The following is a 14,721-nucleotide window of genomic DNA, read 5'->3' on the forward strand; positions in this document are numbered from 1 at the left end:
ACCAAATAGGAGAACACCATGCAATACATGCTTATTTTTAAAGAACCATCGACCGAAGTTGCGAAACGCTCCGACCCCGAAGCGGCACCCGCCTATTGGGGCGCGTGGCAGGCTTACATCGGTGCCATGGCGCAGGCTGGAATCATCGTCCACGGCAACGGCCTGCAAGAGCCCAGCACGGCCACGCAAGTCAGGCTGCGTGACGGCAAACGGGTGATCCATGATGGCCCCTATGCCGACACCAAGGAGCATCTCGGTGGCTACTTCATCATCGAAGTGGCGCACCTGGATGAGGCGCTGGAGTGGGCTGCCCGCAGCCCCAATGCAAGCAGCGGAAGCACCGAGGTGCGCCCCGTGCTGCCCCCGCCACAGCAGTAAATGGTGGGCGATCTTCGCGCACCGCACAAAGCAGCCGAGCAAGCCGCCAGAGATTCCTATGGGCGGCTTGTGTCCTACCTTGCTTGGCAGTGGCGCGACATTGGGGCGGCGCAGGACGCTTTGGGCGATGCGCTGGTCAAGGCTTTGGAGGTCTGGCCTGTCAGTGGTGTTCCAGCGGCACCGGACGCGTGGCTCTTGACGGTGGCGAAGCGCCAACTGCTGCAAGTGGCGCGGCATGACCAGGTTCGATGTGATCCAGCGGTCACTGTGCTGCTGGAGCACCAGGAGCTTCAGGAAGATGCGCCCGCCATTCCCGATGCGCGACTGAAGCTGATGTTTGTTTGCGCCCATCCAGCCATCGACGAAAAGGTGCGCATTCCCTTGATGCTGCAAACGGTGCTGGGCCTGCAAGCGGCCGAAGTGGCCAGCGCGCTCATGGTGTCGCCCACCGCCTTGGCGCAGCGGCTGGTCCGCGCAAAGCAAAAAATTCGCGACGCTGGCATCCGCTTTGAAGAGCCGGAAGTGTCAGAGCTCAGCGAGCGCCTGAGGTACGTGTTGGAAAGCATCTACGGCGCATATGGCTTGGGGCTCGACGCGGTGGCAGGTGCTGAATCCCGCATTGCTGATCTACAGGAGGAGGCCATCTACCTGTGCGACATCGTGTGCGCTTTGCTCCCACATGCCGTTGAGGCCCGCGGCTTGCTGGCGCTCATGACGTTTTGCGATGCCCGCAAAGCGGCCCGCCACGACGCCACTGGTAACTTCGTGCCCTTGGAAAAACAGAACGTCAGTCTTTGGGATCGAGACGCCATCTTGCGCGCGGATCACTTGCTATGGACGTGTGCGCAACAAAGACAGCCAGGTCCCTTTCAGATGGAGGCGGCGGTGCAGTCCGCGCATTGCCAGCGCTTGCTCACAGGCAGCACGCCGTGGAGCGCGATCGCCCAGCTGTACCAACAGATCAATGCCCACTTCCCCACCAATGGTTCGCTGGTGGCGGGGGCTGTGGCCATAGGAGAGGCTGGCAACCCACAGGAGGCGCTGCAAGCGCTTGAGCAGATGGACCCCGCTGTCACCAAGCAGTTCCAACCTTGGTGGGTCGCCAAGGCCTACCTGCTCAGCCTCGATAGCGCCGCCTCGCCTGCACAGGTGAATGCTGCTTACCAAACGGCGATCGGCTTGACGGTGGACAAACGGCTCAAGAGCCATCTGGAATCGGTGCGCCAGGGCCAAGCGCCGCGCTGACCGCGCAGCGTCATACACCCAGATTCGCGTGGTGGTCGGCCGCTAATGCGCCCCCATCGCCCCCAGCAGCCCAGCGTCGAGTTGCTCCAGTAGCAGGGTCAGGGCTTCGACGCTGTGCGCGTCGTTCGCGGTGTCGCGTGCGTCCACCAGCACATCGCGGATGTCGCTGGCTTGCACCAGCTCCATGGTCCAGTCGGGGAACAGGCGCTCGCGCACCTCTTCGGTTTCGGCCAAGGTCACGATGTCGTGGTGGCGCGGGTCGCGCCGCAGTTGACCCATCAGTTCTTCGATGCTGTCGCGTGGACCCTCGATCCACTGAAAGAAGATGCCGCTGCCGTACACCAGCAATCCGGTGATGCCGCGCTGCGGGTTGTGGCGGCGCGACGTGGCGATGATGCGGTCCACCGCGCTGTCTTGCAGGCCTTCGCTTGCGCGGCTGCAGTACACCACCTGGTACAGCGGGCGCAGGCCCGGCCCAGCGTGGGGTTCGTCTCCAAAGGCTTGGTGGGTCGTGTTCATGCGCTGCGCAGTGCGCCCTCGTGGGTCAGCACTTCGCCACGCAGCGAGTAGGTGCGGGTGTCAGAAATGCGCACATCCACCAACTGCCCGATCAGGCGCGGCGCACCGGCAAAGTTGACCACGCGGTTGCATTCGGTTCGGCCCATCAGCTCAGTGGCGTCGCGCTTCGAGGTGCCTTCCACCAGGATGCGCTGCACCGTGCCCAGGCGGCTTTCGCTGATGCGGGTGATGTTGGCGTTGATGGCGGCCTGCACAGTCTGCAAGCGGCGCAGCTTCACTTCGTGCGGCGTGTCGTCTGGCAGGTTGGCGGCTGGCGTGCCGGGACGCGGGCTGAAGATGAAGCTAAAGCTGTTGTCAAAACCGATGTCGACGATCAGCCGCATCATCTTGTCAAAGTCTTCCTCGGTCTCGCCGGGAAATCCCACGATGAAGTCGCTGCTCATTGCCATGTCGGGGCGGATGGCACGCAGTTTGCGCACCGTGCTTTTGTATTCCATGGCGGTGTAGCCGCGCTTCATGGCCATCAAAATACGGTCACTGCCGTGCTGCACTGGCAGGTGCAGGTGGCTGACGAGCTTGGGAATTTTTTCGTAGGCCGCGATCAAGGCAGGCGTGAACTCGTTGGGGTGGCTGGTGGTGTAGCGAATGCGCTCGATGCCGGGAATGTCGGCCACGTACTCCAGCAGGGTCGCAAAGTCCGCCATGTCGCTGCCCAGGGCCGACGCGGCGCCCACCATCCGGGCCCGGTAGGCGTTGACGTTTTGGCCCAGCAGCGTCACCTCTTTGACACCCTGGTCGGCCAGACCAGCCACTTCCACCAGCACATCCTCAAACGGGCGGCTCACTTCCTCTCCGCGGGTGTAGGGCACCACGCAATAGCTGCAGTATTTGGAGCACCCTTCCATGATGCTCACGAAGGCCGACGCGCCCTCCACCTTGGCCGCAGGCAGGTGGTCGAACTTTTCGATCTCGGGAAAGCTGATATCCACCTGCGCTTGGTTCTGTGCTTTGCGCTGGTTCAACAGTTCGGGCAAGCGGTGCAGCGTCTGCGGGCCGAAGACCACATCGACAAAGGGCGCGCGCTCAATGATGGCCGCGCCCTCTTGGCTGGCCACGCAACCACCCACACCGATTTGCACGCCTTTTTTGGCCAAGTGCCGCACCCGGCCCAGGTCGGAAAACACTTTCTCCTGCGCCTTCTCGCGCACCGAGCAGGTGTTGAACAAAATCAGATCGGCGTCTTCTACGTTCTCGGTTTTTTCGTAGCCCTGGGTGGCGTGCAGCACGTCGACCATCTTGTCCGAGTCGTACTCGTTCATTTGGCAGCCGAAGGTTTTGATGAATACTTTTTTGGACATAGGCGCGAGCTTTTCTAAGTTAAGGCGCTGGTCACTCAGCGGATGTCGTCGCTCGCACGCGCCCAGTTTGTATGGGCCGTGGCTTGGGCCTCGGCAGGGGTCAGTACCCAGACCTCGTGCACCAAGCCCAAGGGCTCCCGCACAAACTTGACCACCAAGTTCTGGCCGATCAAGGCACCCGACATGACCAGCATGTTGTTGGTACCGCGGATACGCGCACCGGGCGAGAGCCGTTCGGCCTTGCCGTTGATGAGCAGTTCGGGCGGCTGGGTGATTTGCATGACACCGCGTTCCGCCTTGGCCGGAAACGGCCGCAGGGGCGGGGTTTGGGCAGAGGCCAGCAGCGCAGTAGCGCCCAGTGCACAGGCCACCCACAAAGATCTGCAGCGGTTCATGGTGTATATCCAGAGGCTGGGTTGGAAGGGCGCGCGGATGCTACCACGCAGGGGTCAGGTGGCCGGTTGCGCTTCGCGGTGCTGGCGGGCTTGGTCAGCGATCGCCGCGCGCTGCACGGGCCCCAGGCGCTGCAGATTTTTGAGTTGCATGGCCATGCGCGGATTGCTGGAAAGCGTGGCCTCGTGTTGTAGCAAAAAGTCCCAGTACAGCGTGGTGAACGGGCAGGCCGTCTCACCCACTGACAGCGCCGGGTCATAGCGGCAGCCCTTGCAGTGGTTGCCCATGCGCTGGATGTATTTGCCGCTGGCTGCGTAGGGCTTGCTGGCCATCACACCACCATCGGCAAACAGGGCCATACCGAGGGTGTTGGGCAACTCCACCCACTCCACCGCGTCCACATAGACCGCCAGGTACCAGGCATGCACCGCGTGAGGACGCACGCCAAAAAGCAGCGCATACAAGCCCGTCACCATCAGCCGCTGGATGTGGTGTGCGTAGCCGTGGCGCAGTGTCTGGCCGATGGCATCACGTAGGCAGGCCATGTCGGTTTCGCCAGTCCAGTACCACGCAGGCAGCTCGGCGCCGGCCGCCAGCGTGTTGTGCTCCAAGTACGCGGGCATCTGCGTCCAGTAGATGCCGCGCACATACTCGCGCCAACCCAAAATCTGGCGGATGAAACCTTCCACTGCGCCCAGCGGCGCAGCCCCTGTGCGGTAGGCAGTTTCGGCGGCGGCCACCACCTCGCGTGCGCCCAGCAGCTTGAGGTTCATGGCGCAGGCCAGGTGCGAGTGGTAGAGCCACACATCGCCTTCCCAGAGCGCGTCTTGGTACTTGCCAAACAGCGGCAGGCGTTCGCGGACGAAGGCGTCGAGCGCCAGCAGCGCCTGGGCCCGCGTGACCGGCCAACCGAATTCACTCAGGCTGCCCGGATGCTTGCCAAAGCGGGTGTTGACCAGCGTAATCACCTCGCGCGTGATGGCGTCGGGTGCGAATCGGCTGGGCGCTGGCAGCGCGCCCGGCCCCTTGGCGCCGAAGGAGGCGCGGTTGTCGGCGTCAAAGTTCCATTGGCCACCCGCCGGCTGTTTGCCGTCCATCAGGACGCCGGTTTTCTGGCGCATTTTGCGGTACCAGAACTCCAGCCGCAGTTGCTTGCGGCCCTGGGCGTGGGCTGCGAAGTCGCGCACCGTGCTGAAAAAATGCAGGTCATCGCGCAAGTCCAGCGGCACACCCGCTTGCCGCGCCGCGGCGCGCAAGGTTTGCAGCACGCGCCAGTCGCCCGGTGCGCACAGCACCAGCGTTTGCGGCAAGTACTGCGCGATGGCGCGGGATAGTTCGCCAGCCAGGGTGTGGGTGTTGCCAGCGTCCTCCATGGCGATGTAATGCAGTGGCCGACCTTGGTCACGCAGTTCAGCGGCGAAGTGGCGCATGGCACTCAGAAACATGGCGGTGCGCTGCTTGGATGACCACACATGCTCGGACTCCTGCGCGACCTCGGCCATCCAGACCAGGTCCTGTGCCGGATCAAAACCTCGCAGCGCACTGGACTGGTGGTCGAGCTGGTCGCCCAGCACCAGCACCAAATGGCGCACTGGCGCCGGGTGGCCGCTGGTGCGTACGGCGGGTGTGGTGGGCGCTGCGGGCGTGGCAGTTGTGGTGGGTGTGGTGCTCATGCCGGCCCTCGGGGTTTGCAACGCGCGGGAGCGGCTTTTGGTCCCGCTGTGGATGGCGCAACCGGTGGGGCTGGGGGTGTCGCTCGCACGCTGGCGCGGGCGTTGGGGACCTGCGCTGGTGCCAGCGTCGTTGCCTTCTTGGCCCGGCAGGCGTCGGAGCAGTAGCGCACCGACTCCCAGTTCTTGCCCCAGGCCTTGCGCCAACTCATGGGGCGTTGGCAGACGGCGCAGGGTTTGCTGGGCAGGGCGCTTTTGTTGCCCTTGAAGTCGTTCTTCATGGTGCGTCCGCCAGCGGTGTGGCGTCTGGTCCAAACAAGTCAGCCTGGACAGGGGCGGCGTGCGCGGCTTTCTGCGTGGTCTGTTTGGAGATCTGCGACGCGGTCCTGGAGGGCATCCGCGAGGAGGCGGCCGGCTTGCGCTGGTAATTGGGCGGCAAGCCACTTCTGCGCGAGCCGTGGCGCGACTGCACCACATCGGCCTCTTCGCGCGCCTCTCGCGTCTGGCGCAGGGCGTACAGCCGGTCTTTGGCCGCCTTGACAGCGGCCTTGTCGTCGACGATAGGCGCGGGGTAATCGCGCCCGATGGTGCACGCAGACATGCGTTGCAGCGTGTCGTTCATCTTCCACGGCTCGGCCAGGTAAGGCAGTGGTACATGCGCCAGCTCGGGCACCCAGCGGCGGATGAAGTGGCCATCGGGGTCCTGGTCGTGTGCCTGCTTGGTGGGTGAGTAGATGCGCAGGGTGTTGATGCCGGTGGTGCCGCTTTGCATCTGCATTTGGCTCCAGTGGATGCCAGCTTCGAAGTCCACAAACTGCCGCGCCAGAAACAGGCCGGCGGGCCGCCAGTGCAGCCACAGGTGGTAAGCGGCAAAGCTCACCAGCATCGCCCGCATCCGAAAGTTGAGCCAACCGGTGGCTGTGAGCGAGCGCATGCAGGCATCCACCATGGGGTATCCGGTCTGGCCTGCGCACCATGCGTCAAAGCGCTTGGTGTCAAAGTCGTTTTCGCGCAGGCCGTCGCAGACGCGGGCGAAGTTTTCGAACTCGATGGACGGCTGGTCTTCGAGCTTTTGCATGAAATGGCAGTGCCAGCGCAGCCGCCCACCAAAGCTGCGCAGGGATTGCGCCAGCGCCACCTTGTGTTGTTGTGCGTCGCCGGCAGATCGCGTGGTCCCGTCCGCAGGCCCACTTGTTTCGGCAACTGCATCCGCCTCTGGGCGCGCGACTGGTGGGTGCGCGTGCGCTTGTTCCCGTAACGCGCCGATGGCCTGCTCGGTGCGCTGGTGCACAGTGCGCAGCGAGACCGTGCCAAACGCCAGGTGCGTGCTCAGGCGGCTGCAGGCATCGGGTGCCGTCAGCGGGCTGGACATGGCGCGCCGGTAGTCGCGGCCACGCCCTTGCAGAAAGCTCTCCACCACCGAGCGGGCGGCCGCTTCACCGGCGGCTTGCACCTGGCCTGTCACCGGCCCCAGGCCGAGCGTGCGCAGCGTGGGCAGGTCGCTTGGCTCCACGCCCAGCACGCCGGCAAAGCCGCCTTGCAGCACCAGCCGCGGTGCGTCCATGCGCGCCTGCCAGCGCCGCGCCCAACCCGAGCGCGAGCGCAGGCGGCGCACCACGCCGGTTTGGGTGTACTCCTGCCACACCACTCCCTGCGCTGTGCACCAGCGCGCTACCGCCATGTCACGCTGGTAGCTCCACATCGGGCCAGTTTCTTCGTGGCTGAGCAAGTGGGTGAATGGGGTTTGCGAAAACACTTCTGTGAGTACCGTGGTGGCATTGCCCACGCGCACCAGCAGCGGCAAGCCGCGCTGTTGCAGGGCGATGCGCAGCGGCGCAAGGCTGTCGAGCGCAAACTGCACCTTGGCCGCGCTGCATTCCGGGCTGTGCAGCCATTCGGGTTCCATGACGTAGAGCGCCAGCGCCGACTCAAAGTGCTGCGCCGCAGCCAAGGACGCGTGATCCTCCAAGCGCAGGTCGCGCTTGAACCACACCAGCGCGCGCGCACCGGCAGAACGGGGGGTGCCTAGCTGCATCGACGGCACTCTAGCAACAGGCCCTGCAAGCCGCCGTGGTGCGGAATTTTCGCGTTAAGGCACCTGCTTGGTTTTCCCTGGGCTGCCGCGCGCGGCGCCTTGGGCTAAGCTGCGCGCCCAAGCCGAACTTCTAACGCCCACCGCGCATCGCCCCGCCGCTGTGCCGACCACACACCATGCCCCCTCTTTCCACTTCAGCATCCGCTCCTGGCTTGCAGGCGTGTCCGCCCACGCGCGCCGCTGCCTTGGCCCGGGCGCAGCGCATCCGTCCGGACGCGTACGCCCGCACCCGCAACCACCTGGACGGGGCGGTCACCGGCATGTCGCCCTACCTCACGCACGGAGTGTTGACACTGCCCGAGCTGCTGGCGCACGTGTTGGAACGCCACGCGCTGCCGGTGCAGCACAAGCTGGTGTTTGAGCTGGGTTGGCGGGAATACTTTCGCCATGTGTGGCTGCAGCTGGGCGACGGCATTCTGGATTCCTTGCAACCCGGTCCGCTGCCAGAGGGCTGTTACGCGCCGGATGTGCCGACTGACATCCGCAGCGCGTCCACCGGCGTGCCCGCCATCGACGAGGCGGTGCGCACCCTCTACGCCACCGGTACCCTGCACAACCACGCCCGCATGTGGCTGGCCAGTTACGTGGTGCATGTGCGACGGGTGCATTGGCGGGCTGGTGCCGACTGGTTGGTTGCCCACTTGCTCGACGGTGACCTGGCCAGCAACCATCTGAGCTGGCAGTGGGTGGCCGGCACCGCCAGCCACAAGCCCTACCTGTTCAACGCCGACAACGTGGCCCGCTACGCGCCCGAGGCCTGGCACAGCCAGGGCTCGGTGATTGATCAGCCGTATCCAGCGCTGGATGCGATGGCGCGTTCGGCCATCCCGATGGCTGCTGCAACTACCGATCTGCCAGCAGGCACCCCCCGCCATGCCCCGCTGGCAGAGCCCGCGCTGCACAGCCAGCCACCGCCTGCTTTGGGCGTGGTGGCCCCCGACGTTCAAACGATTGCCCAACTGGCCGGGCGCGCGGTATGGTTGGTGCACCCTTGGGCGCTGCGCCCACCGCCGCCCGATGTGCCCTCGGATGCGCTGGTGCTGGGTGTCTACCTGCACGAGCACCACCGCCAATGGCCCTGGCCGCTGGCGCGCTGGCAGTGGGTGGATGCCGCCATGGCGCAGCTGACGCAGCAGCGCTGGGTCATCGACGCCGCAGGTTTGGCGACAGCCCTGGCCGGCGCAACCAGCGTGCGCAGCGTGGCCGACCCACACGCCACCCGCTGGCTCGAAGGCATCGCACAACTGCACCCCGCGCCTGCTTTGTTTCCGGCGGTGGAGCAGCCGTGCCGCAGCTTCTCGCAATGGTGGACGCGGGCTACGCGCGGGATTGCAAGCCCACAGCAGCTGCTGTGAACGCACTGGCCCGAGGCTGCCAGATCGAAAGTCATTCAGCTCGGTTCGCGGTTACTGCCGCAGCATCGTTCTTGCCTCGCTTGCCGCTGATGCGGTAGGCCACCACGAACTTGGGCGCCATCATGCGCACGGTGTGGCCAGGCTTGGCGAACTCGCGGGCCCAATGGTGTGCACCCGAGCACGCGTCCATCCCGATGAGGCAGGGGGGCAAGTTGGCGATGAGTTCGAGCAGCTTGACGCGTGGTACTTCAGTTCGCACCAGCACGGGTTTGCCCAATTCATCCAAGCCGTGCACTGCGAAGTGGTTCTTTGCAAGGTCAATTCCAACCGTTACGATTGCCATGACTTCCCCTTCCAGAAAAACTAGTGAGTTGATGAAAAGATTCACCTCTCCACCCTCGTACTGCTTTGCCGTAAACCGCAACTCCTACGGGGCGCGACTCGCTTGGGACGGGGAACTCCCTTTCTTTCGGTAGGCGCTTGAACATGCGAGTCCTCATCACTGGTGCGGCGGGTTCAGGAACCAGCACCCTTGGCGAGGCGCTTGCGCAGCAGTGGAATGCTCGTTTTCTAGAAGCTGATTCGTACTTCTGGTTGCCAACTCAGCCGCCGTTCACACAGAAGCGATTGCCAGAGGAGCGAAGCACTCTTCTTATGCAAGCCCTTGAATCAGAACGTCTGTCCGTAGTTGCCGGCTCAGTTATGGGCTGGGGCACTCAGGTCGAAGACGCATTTGGCCTGGTCATATTTCTCTATGTGCCTACCGAGGTTCGCCTACAACGACTTGAATCCCGTGAGGTTCAACGCTACGGCAAAGCCAACAAAGCGTTCCTCGAATGGGCTGAACAATACGATGAAGGCTTGCAAAAGGGCCGTAGCCTGGCAAAACACAAAACGTGGCTCACTACCCGCGCGTGCCAAGTCATCCGCTTGGTAGGCAACTACTCGGTGACAGAATTATTGACTCAGATTGAGCAGCAGGCGCCTAACCCTTCTAGTGGGACTGCCCGCTTCGTCAAGTAGCGGTGGCGATGTTTTTCTTTCCTGCGCATTGCTTACCACCTTGAAGATGAGCCGATGCCCGAGCTCCATTCGCTGGGCGTGAAAGTGCTGTCGTAGAAGGGCTATCGAGCGGACCGAACATTGGCGTTGAACTGGATATGTGCGTCACCTGCTTCCATCGTGGCACTGCGTTGACGACAAGCGCAACCTCTGCGGGTCGCGGCTTGGGTGGGACGGGGAGGTCTGTTTCATTCGTTGGGCCTGATGCCTCTCGCGTCGCTGGACATCTATGCGCCTTAGGCGTATATTTCGCGACATGCTCACTGTTGTCGAAACCCTTCTATTCCAGAAGCAATGGCCGATGTACTGGACCGAGGAAGAGAGGGCTGAGTTCGCGGCGTACATTGCCGAGAGCCCCGACGCTGGAGTTGTGGTGCCCGAGTCTGGTGGGATCCGAAAGGTCCGCTGGGGCCGGGCTGGTACTGGCAAGTCCGGTGGGGTTCGTGTCATCTACTACACGCGCACAGCGGAGCAAGAAGTCGTGCTTCTCACTCTGTACGCGAAGGCGAGGACGGACAACATCAAGGGCGCAAAGCTAAAGGAAATTCGTCATGCCCTCGAAAGCTAAACCTCTCACTGACGCGCAACTGCGCGCGTACGAATCCAAGCGGGACCTGGCCTCCGAGCTGCTTGAGTCCGTGCGGCAAATGAAATCGGGAAAGACCCGAGTCGTTTCTTCCCCTGCGGTTGAGGCTCGGGAACGCACGGGACTGTCACAGTCACAGTTCGCCACCCTTCTTGGTGTGTCAGTGCGAACCCTTCAGGGCTGGGAGCAGGGTCGTAAGCAGCCGAGTGGAGCAGCCCGAACGCTGCTCACTATTGCGCGGACCAACCCGATGGCCTTGCTCGCGGTTGCCGTGAAATGAGTGGGGCAGGCATAACGGGTCATTCCATTGGATCGCCTTCGGCTCTCGCTGAATTTCAACTTCAAGTACGTGCCAAACGTTGGCTCTGAATTGGGGCAGTTGTGGACTTCGGCCCGTTCCTGTGCATCAGGAATGCCGAGATAAATAGACGCAGGAGAGTTAGCCAAGTGCGGAACCGGCCACGTAGTGCGGTGGACGAGGTCCGCAAGTTTTCGCAGGAACCGCAACGACACGGCGTAACACGCACGATCGCCCAAAAAAAAGCCCCAACTCGCACGGGTTGGGGCTTTGCATTTGGTGGTGATAGGTGGATTTGAACCACCGACATCAGCATTATGAATGCTGCGCTCTAACCAACTGAGCTATATCACCGAAGGCCGGGAGTATAGCAACTCTGCCCAGGTGTCAAAAGGGCAGGTTTTCAGGTGTTGTGGAAGGCGGCTTTGCGCTTGTTGACGAAGGCGTCCATGCCTTCTTTTTGGTCGTCGGTGGCGAACAGGGCGTGGAACAGGCGGCGCTCGAACATCAGGCCGTCGGACAGGCTGCTCTCAAAAGCGCGGTTGACCGTCTCTTTGGCGGCCATGGTGGCGATTTGCGAGTAGCTGCAAATCAATAGGGCAGCGCCCAAAACTTCTTCCATCAGCTTGTCCTGTGGCACCACGCGGCTGACCAGACCGGCGCGTTCGGCCTCGGTGGCGTCCATCATGCGCCCGGTCAGGGCCATGTCCATGGCTTTGGATTTGCCCACCGCGCGCGGCAGGCGCTGGGTGCCGCCGGCGCCGGGAATGATGCCGAGCTTGATTTCGGGCTGGCCGAACTTGGCGGTGTCCGACGCAATGATGAAATCGCACATCATCGCCAGCTCGCAGCCGCCGCCCAGGGCAAAGCCACTCACTGCGGCAATGACCGGTTTGCGCACGCTGCGGATGGTTTCCCAGTTGCGGGTGATGAAGTCGCCTTTGTAGGCTTGCGCAAAACTGAACTTGGCCATGGCGGTGATGTCGGCGCCTGCAGCGAAGGCTTTTTCGCTGCCGGTAAGCACCATGCAGCCAATCGCCTCGTCGGCATCAAAGGCTTTGAGCGCGTGGCCCAACTCGTCCATGAGCTGGCCGTTGAGTGCGTTGAGTTGCTTGGGCCGGTTGAGGGTGACGATGCCGACTTGGCCGCCTTCGGTGTGGGTGGTGATGCACTCGTATGGCATGGTTTGACTCCGGTGGATTGCGTGGTTGCGCTAGAGCGCGCGGCTGGGTGGGTTGGGGGTCTTGGCATCCTGCTGGGGGCCAAGCCAGCGGTTGGTTGCCGCCGCGTCGCGCACCGACAGGCGCGCGGCAAAGCTGGTCTTGGGGCGTTTGAGGGTGAGTTGCAGCAAGCGCTTGTCGCGCGCCACGGTGGCCACCCATTGCTTGGCAGTGCCACAGTACAGCGTCAGGTCGTCCTGGGTGTGCACCCGCCACGGGGCAGTGGCTTTGGCAGCTGCGCCGCCGGGCTGCACCGCCAGCCATTCGTCACCAGCGGCAAAACCCGCCTGCTCGGCAGCACCACCGCGCAGAACCTGCGTGACCGTCAGGGCGCCCGACTCCTTCAGGCGCAGGCCCAGTTGCTGCGCCAGGGCGTCGGGCTCGCGGTTGACTTGGATGCCGTGTTGCTCCAGCAGCTCCGCCCAGGGCAGCTCGAAGGTGCTGTGCACCCAGCGCGCCAATTCGCGTGCATAAGATCGTCCGCCAAGCGACTGCAGCACCGTCGCCAGGTCCGACTCCGCCATGGGGCCACCGGCACAGCGCTGCCACAGGCCGCGCATGACCGCGTCCAGGTCGGTGTGGCCGGCAGCGCGCAGGTGCAAGTCCAGGCACAGAGCGACCAGTGCGCCTTTGGTGTAGTAGCTCACCGTGGCGTTGGCGGTGTTTTCGTCCTGCCGGTAGTACTTGATCCAGGCGTCGCGGCTGGCTTGCGCGACGGTCTGCACCCGCCGCCCTGGCGTTTGCTGCACCTGGTTGATGGTTTTGGAGAGCAGCTTGAGGTAGCTGGTGTTGTCGATGCGGCCGGCACGACGCAGCAGCAAATCGTCGTAGTAGCTGGTGAAGCCCTCAAAAAACCAGAGCAGCTCGGTGTAGTTTTCCTGGGTGTAGTCGTAGTGTGCGAACTCGGTAGGGCGCAGGCGTTTGACGTTCCAGGTATGGAAGTACTCGTGACTGATCAACCCGAGCAAGGTGGTGTAGCCCTCGGGCTGCTTGTCGGGGCTGTGGCGCGGCAGGTCTTTGCGTTGGCAGATCAGCGCGGTGGAATTGCGGTGCTCCAGGCCGCCGTAGCCGTCGTCCACGGCATTGAGCAGGAACAGGTAGTTCTTGAACGGCACTGCGTGTGTAGCCTTGCCATGCCAGAACGCTATTTGCGTGTGGCAAATGGCCTGCGCGTCGGCCAGCAGGCGTTCGCCGTCAAAGCTGTCGGCGGCACCTGCGACCACAAAGCGGTGCGGGATGCCGTGGACCTGGAAGCTGCCACTCCAAAAGCGCCCCATCTCCACCGGGCAGTCGACCAGGGCGTCGTAGTTCTCCGCGCGGTAGGTGCCAAAGCCCACCTTGTTCACCCGCAGCGGCGACAAGCCGGTGGCCAGGCTCCAGCCGCTGGGCGCGTTGCTGGCCGCCAGCGTCAGGGTGTGTGGCTGCGCCTCCTGACCCAGCACCCGCAGGCACATGCTGGTGCCGTTGAAGAAACCGCGCTGCGCATCCAGCCACGCGGCGCGCACCGAGGCATCGCGTGCGTACACCTCGTACTGCGCTTGCAGAGGCTGGCTCGGATCGCAGCGCACCTGCCAGTGGGACTTGTCGGTCTGTTCGGTGGGCACCGGCTTGCCGTTTTGGGTGCACCGCAGGTTTAGCAGGTGCTTGGCAAACTCCCGCACCAAGTAGCTGCCGGGAATCCACACCGGCAGTTGCAGCACCTGCAGCGCCGCAGGTTCGGCGACGGTGAGGGTGATGCGAAACAGGTGCGCATGCACATCGGCGCACGCGATCTCGTAGTGCACGGGGGCGTGCTGGGACTTCATGGGCGGGCCTGTGCCAAGAGTTTTTCTACCTGTTGCGCATCGACCGCTCCGGGCACGCGCGAGCCGTCCACAAACACCAGGGTGGGGGTGCCGGTGATGTTGTGCTTGCGTCCCAGCGCCACATTGCGTTCCAGCACAGCGCTGTTGCACATGGCAGCGGCGGCGGCCACGGGGACGTCGCGCAGCATCCAGTCATTCCAGGCTTTGGCGCGGTCGCGGGCGCACCAGATGCCTCGCGATTTTTCAGCCGAGTCCGCACCCAAAATGGGGTAGAGGAAAAGGTGCAGGGTGACGTTGTCCACCTTTTGCAAATCGCGCTCGAAACGTTTGCAGTAGCCGCAGTTGGGATCCTGGAATACGGCCAGTTTGCGCTCGCCTTTGCCACGCACGATGGTGATGGCGTCTTGCAAGGGGAGGGCCTCGAACTTGACGGCGGTGAGCTTGTCGATGCGCTCCTCGGTGAGGTTGCGCCGCTGCTTGGTGTCGATGACTTGGCCTTGGATCAGGTAGTTGCCCTGGGCGTCGGTGTAGTAGATCTCGGCGCCGTTGACCCGTATCTCAAACAAGCCAGGCACAGCCGCCTTGCGCACCTCGTCGATCTGGCTTAACTGGGGCAGGCGTTCGGCGATGTTTTTTCGGATGGTGGCTTCCTGTGCCAGCACGGTGGCTGTGCAGCACAGTGCGCACACCGCGAGCAAGGGCCGAAGAAAGTACGTTAGGGGTTGCATGGGCAAGCT

At 63.5% G+C, this 14,721-nt stretch carries 15 protein-coding genes, 1 tRNA gene and 1 pseudogene; 6 read left to right on the plus strand and 11 right to left on the minus strand.

Annotated features, from left to right (window positions below; genetic code table 11):
- Window positions 1–18: 18 nt before the first annotated feature.
- Both ACILRC_RS12965 and ACILRC_RS12970 read left to right on the plus strand, forming a co-directional pair.
- The gene (locus ACILRC_RS12965) at window positions 19–378 is read left to right on the plus strand and encodes a YciI family protein (RefSeq protein WP_395669794.1); all 360 of its coding nucleotides are present in this window, start codon (window positions 19–21) and stop codon (window positions 376–378) included.
- A 69-nt stretch (window positions 379–447) separates the two neighbouring features.
- Complete coding sequence (locus ACILRC_RS12970; RefSeq protein WP_395669795.1) at window positions 448–1,623, plus strand: RNA polymerase sigma factor; 1,176 nt, start codon at window positions 448–450, stop codon at window positions 1,621–1,623.
- 42 nt (window positions 1,624–1,665) lie between these two features.
- Here the strand turns inward: ACILRC_RS12970 and ACILRC_RS12975 are convergent, their stop codons facing one another.
- The 6 genes from ACILRC_RS12975 to ACILRC_RS13000 are packed head-to-tail and all read right to left on the minus strand — an operon-like array spanning window position 1,666 to window position 7,598.
- A complete protein-coding gene (locus ACILRC_RS12975; RefSeq protein WP_395669796.1) occupies window positions 1,666–2,142 on the minus strand; it encodes a BLUF domain-containing protein in 477 nt (158 codons plus the stop codon).
- Entirely contained in the window at window positions 2,139–3,500 is a 1,362-nt protein-coding gene (gene miaB / locus ACILRC_RS12980) for a tRNA (N6-isopentenyl adenosine(37)-C2)-methylthiotransferase MiaB (RefSeq protein WP_395669797.1), read from the minus strand. The genes ACILRC_RS12975 and miaB overlap by 4 nt, the downstream gene beginning before the upstream one ends.
- A 35-nt stretch (window positions 3,501–3,535) precedes the next feature.
- Complete coding sequence (locus tag ACILRC_RS12985) at window positions 3,536–3,895, minus strand: hypothetical protein (RefSeq protein WP_395669798.1); 360 nt, start codon at window positions 3,893–3,895, stop codon at window positions 3,536–3,538.
- A gap of 54 nt (window positions 3,896–3,949) precedes the next feature.
- Complete coding sequence (locus ACILRC_RS12990; protein WP_395669799.1) at window positions 3,950–5,566, minus strand: cryptochrome/photolyase family protein; 1,617 nt, start codon at window positions 5,564–5,566, stop codon at window positions 3,950–3,952.
- Window positions 5,563–5,844, minus strand: coding sequence for a DUF2256 domain-containing protein (locus ACILRC_RS12995; RefSeq protein ID WP_395669800.1), 282 nt, complete (start codon window positions 5,842–5,844; stop codon window positions 5,563–5,565). Before ACILRC_RS12995 ends, ACILRC_RS12990 begins: the two co-directional genes overlap by 4 nt.
- Window positions 5,841–7,598 (minus strand): deoxyribodipyrimidine photo-lyase/cryptochrome family protein, encoded by a 1,758-nt coding sequence (locus ACILRC_RS13000; RefSeq protein WP_395669801.1) that lies wholly within the window; start codon window positions 7,596–7,598, stop codon window positions 5,841–5,843. Before ACILRC_RS13000 ends, ACILRC_RS12995 begins: the two co-directional genes overlap by 4 nt.
- A 176-nt stretch (window positions 7,599–7,774) precedes the next feature.
- Here ACILRC_RS13000 and ACILRC_RS13005 point away from each other — a divergent pair, with 176 nt between their 5' ends.
- Window positions 7,775–9,013 carry an FAD-binding domain-containing protein gene (locus tag ACILRC_RS13005; protein WP_395669802.1) on the plus strand — a complete coding sequence of 413 codons (1,239 nt, stop codon included), beginning with the start codon at window positions 7,775–7,777 and terminating at the stop codon, window positions 9,011–9,013.
- Window positions 9,014–9,059: 46 nt separating this feature from the next.
- Here ACILRC_RS13005 and ACILRC_RS13010 read toward each other — a convergent pair.
- Window positions 9,060–9,356, minus strand: a pseudogene (locus ACILRC_RS13010) (IS110 family transposase); the annotation flags it as partial.
- 143 nt (window positions 9,357–9,499) lie between these two features.
- On the opposite strand from ACILRC_RS13010, the gene ACILRC_RS13015 reads away from it, so the two are divergent.
- From ACILRC_RS13015 to ACILRC_RS13025, 3 genes are all read left to right on the plus strand, one after another.
- On the plus strand, window positions 9,500–10,036 hold the full coding sequence (locus ACILRC_RS13015; protein ID WP_395669803.1) for an AAA family ATPase: 537 nt from the start codon (window positions 9,500–9,502) through the stop codon (window positions 10,034–10,036).
- Window positions 10,037–10,331: 295 nt separating this feature from the next.
- Window positions 10,332–10,643 carry a type II toxin-antitoxin system RelE/ParE family toxin gene (locus ACILRC_RS13020; RefSeq protein ID WP_395669804.1) on the plus strand — a complete coding sequence of 104 codons (312 nt, stop codon included), beginning with the start codon at window positions 10,332–10,334 and terminating at the stop codon, window positions 10,641–10,643.
- Between the two features lie 79 nt (window positions 10,644–10,722).
- A complete protein-coding gene (locus tag ACILRC_RS13025) occupies window positions 10,723–10,941 on the plus strand; it encodes a helix-turn-helix domain-containing protein (RefSeq protein ID WP_395669822.1) in 219 nt (72 codons plus the stop codon).
- A 295-nt stretch (window positions 10,942–11,236) separates the two neighbouring features.
- Here ACILRC_RS13025 and ACILRC_RS13030 read toward each other — a convergent pair.
- The 4 genes from ACILRC_RS13030 to ACILRC_RS13045 all read right to left on the minus strand — a co-directional run bounded on the left by ACILRC_RS13030 (window position 11,237) and on the right by ACILRC_RS13045 (window position 14,712).
- A tRNA-Met gene (locus ACILRC_RS13030) sits at window positions 11,237–11,313 on the minus strand.
- A 49-nt stretch (window positions 11,314–11,362) separates the two neighbouring features.
- Window positions 11,363–12,142: an enoyl-CoA hydratase gene (locus ACILRC_RS13035; protein ID WP_395669805.1), complete on the minus strand. Its 780-nt coding sequence runs from the start codon at window positions 12,140–12,142 to the stop codon at window positions 11,363–11,365.
- Window positions 12,143–12,172: 30 nt separating this feature from the next.
- The gene (locus tag ACILRC_RS13040; RefSeq protein WP_395669806.1) at window positions 12,173–13,984 is read right to left on the minus strand and encodes a M61 family metallopeptidase; all 1,812 of its coding nucleotides are present in this window, start codon (window positions 13,982–13,984) and stop codon (window positions 12,173–12,175) included.
- Window positions 13,981–14,712, minus strand: coding sequence for a DsbC family protein (locus ACILRC_RS13045; protein ID WP_395669807.1), 732 nt, complete (start codon window positions 14,710–14,712; stop codon window positions 13,981–13,983). The genes ACILRC_RS13040 and ACILRC_RS13045 overlap by 4 nt, the downstream gene beginning before the upstream one ends.
- Between the last annotated feature and the right edge of the window lie 9 nt (window positions 14,713–14,721).

It is taken from the genome of Rhodoferax sp. (genome assembly GCF_044236835.1).
Lineage (GTDB): Bacteria > Pseudomonadota > Gammaproteobacteria > Burkholderiales > Burkholderiaceae_C > Allorhodoferax.

Excerpts from the sequence above, each read along its gene's own strand:
- ACILRC_RS12965 (WP_395669794.1), top strand. The coding sequence starts at position 19 with ATGCAATACATGCTTATTTTTAAAGAACCATCGACCGAAGTTGCGAAA.
- ACILRC_RS12975 (WP_395669796.1), bottom strand. The coding sequence starts at position 2,142 with ATGAACACGACCCACCAAGCCTTTGGAGACGAACCCCACGCTGGGCCG.
- miaB (WP_395669797.1), bottom strand. The coding sequence starts at position 3,500 with ATGTCCAAAAAAGTATTCATCAAAACCTTCGGCTGCCAAATGAACGAG.
- ACILRC_RS12985 (WP_395669798.1), bottom strand. The coding sequence starts at position 3,895 with ATGAACCGCTGCAGATCTTTGTGGGTGGCCTGTGCACTGGGCGCTACT.
- ACILRC_RS12990 (WP_395669799.1), bottom strand. The coding sequence starts at position 5,566 with ATGAGCACCACACCCACCACAACTGCCACGCCCGCAGCGCCCACCACA.
- ACILRC_RS12995 (WP_395669800.1), bottom strand. The coding sequence starts at position 5,844 with ATGAAGAACGACTTCAAGGGCAACAAAAGCGCCCTGCCCAGCAAACCC.
- ACILRC_RS13000 (WP_395669801.1), bottom strand. The coding sequence starts at position 7,598 with ATGCAGCTAGGCACCCCCCGTTCTGCCGGTGCGCGCGCGCTGGTGTGG.
- ACILRC_RS13005 (WP_395669802.1), top strand. The coding sequence starts at position 7,775 with ATGCCCCCTCTTTCCACTTCAGCATCCGCTCCTGGCTTGCAGGCGTGT.
- ACILRC_RS13015 (WP_395669803.1), top strand. The coding sequence starts at position 9,500 with ATGCGAGTCCTCATCACTGGTGCGGCGGGTTCAGGAACCAGCACCCTT.
- ACILRC_RS13020 (WP_395669804.1), top strand. The coding sequence starts at position 10,332 with ATGCTCACTGTTGTCGAAACCCTTCTATTCCAGAAGCAATGGCCGATG.
- ACILRC_RS13025 (WP_395669822.1), top strand. The coding sequence starts at position 10,723 with ATGAAATCGGGAAAGACCCGAGTCGTTTCTTCCCCTGCGGTTGAGGCT.
- ACILRC_RS13035 (WP_395669805.1), bottom strand. The coding sequence starts at position 12,142 with ATGCCATACGAGTGCATCACCACCCACACCGAAGGCGGCCAAGTCGGC.
- ACILRC_RS13040 (WP_395669806.1), bottom strand. The coding sequence starts at position 13,984 with ATGAAGTCCCAGCACGCCCCCGTGCACTACGAGATCGCGTGCGCCGAT.
- ACILRC_RS13045 (WP_395669807.1), bottom strand. The coding sequence starts at position 14,712 with ATGCAACCCCTAACGTACTTTCTTCGGCCCTTGCTCGCGGTGTGCGCA.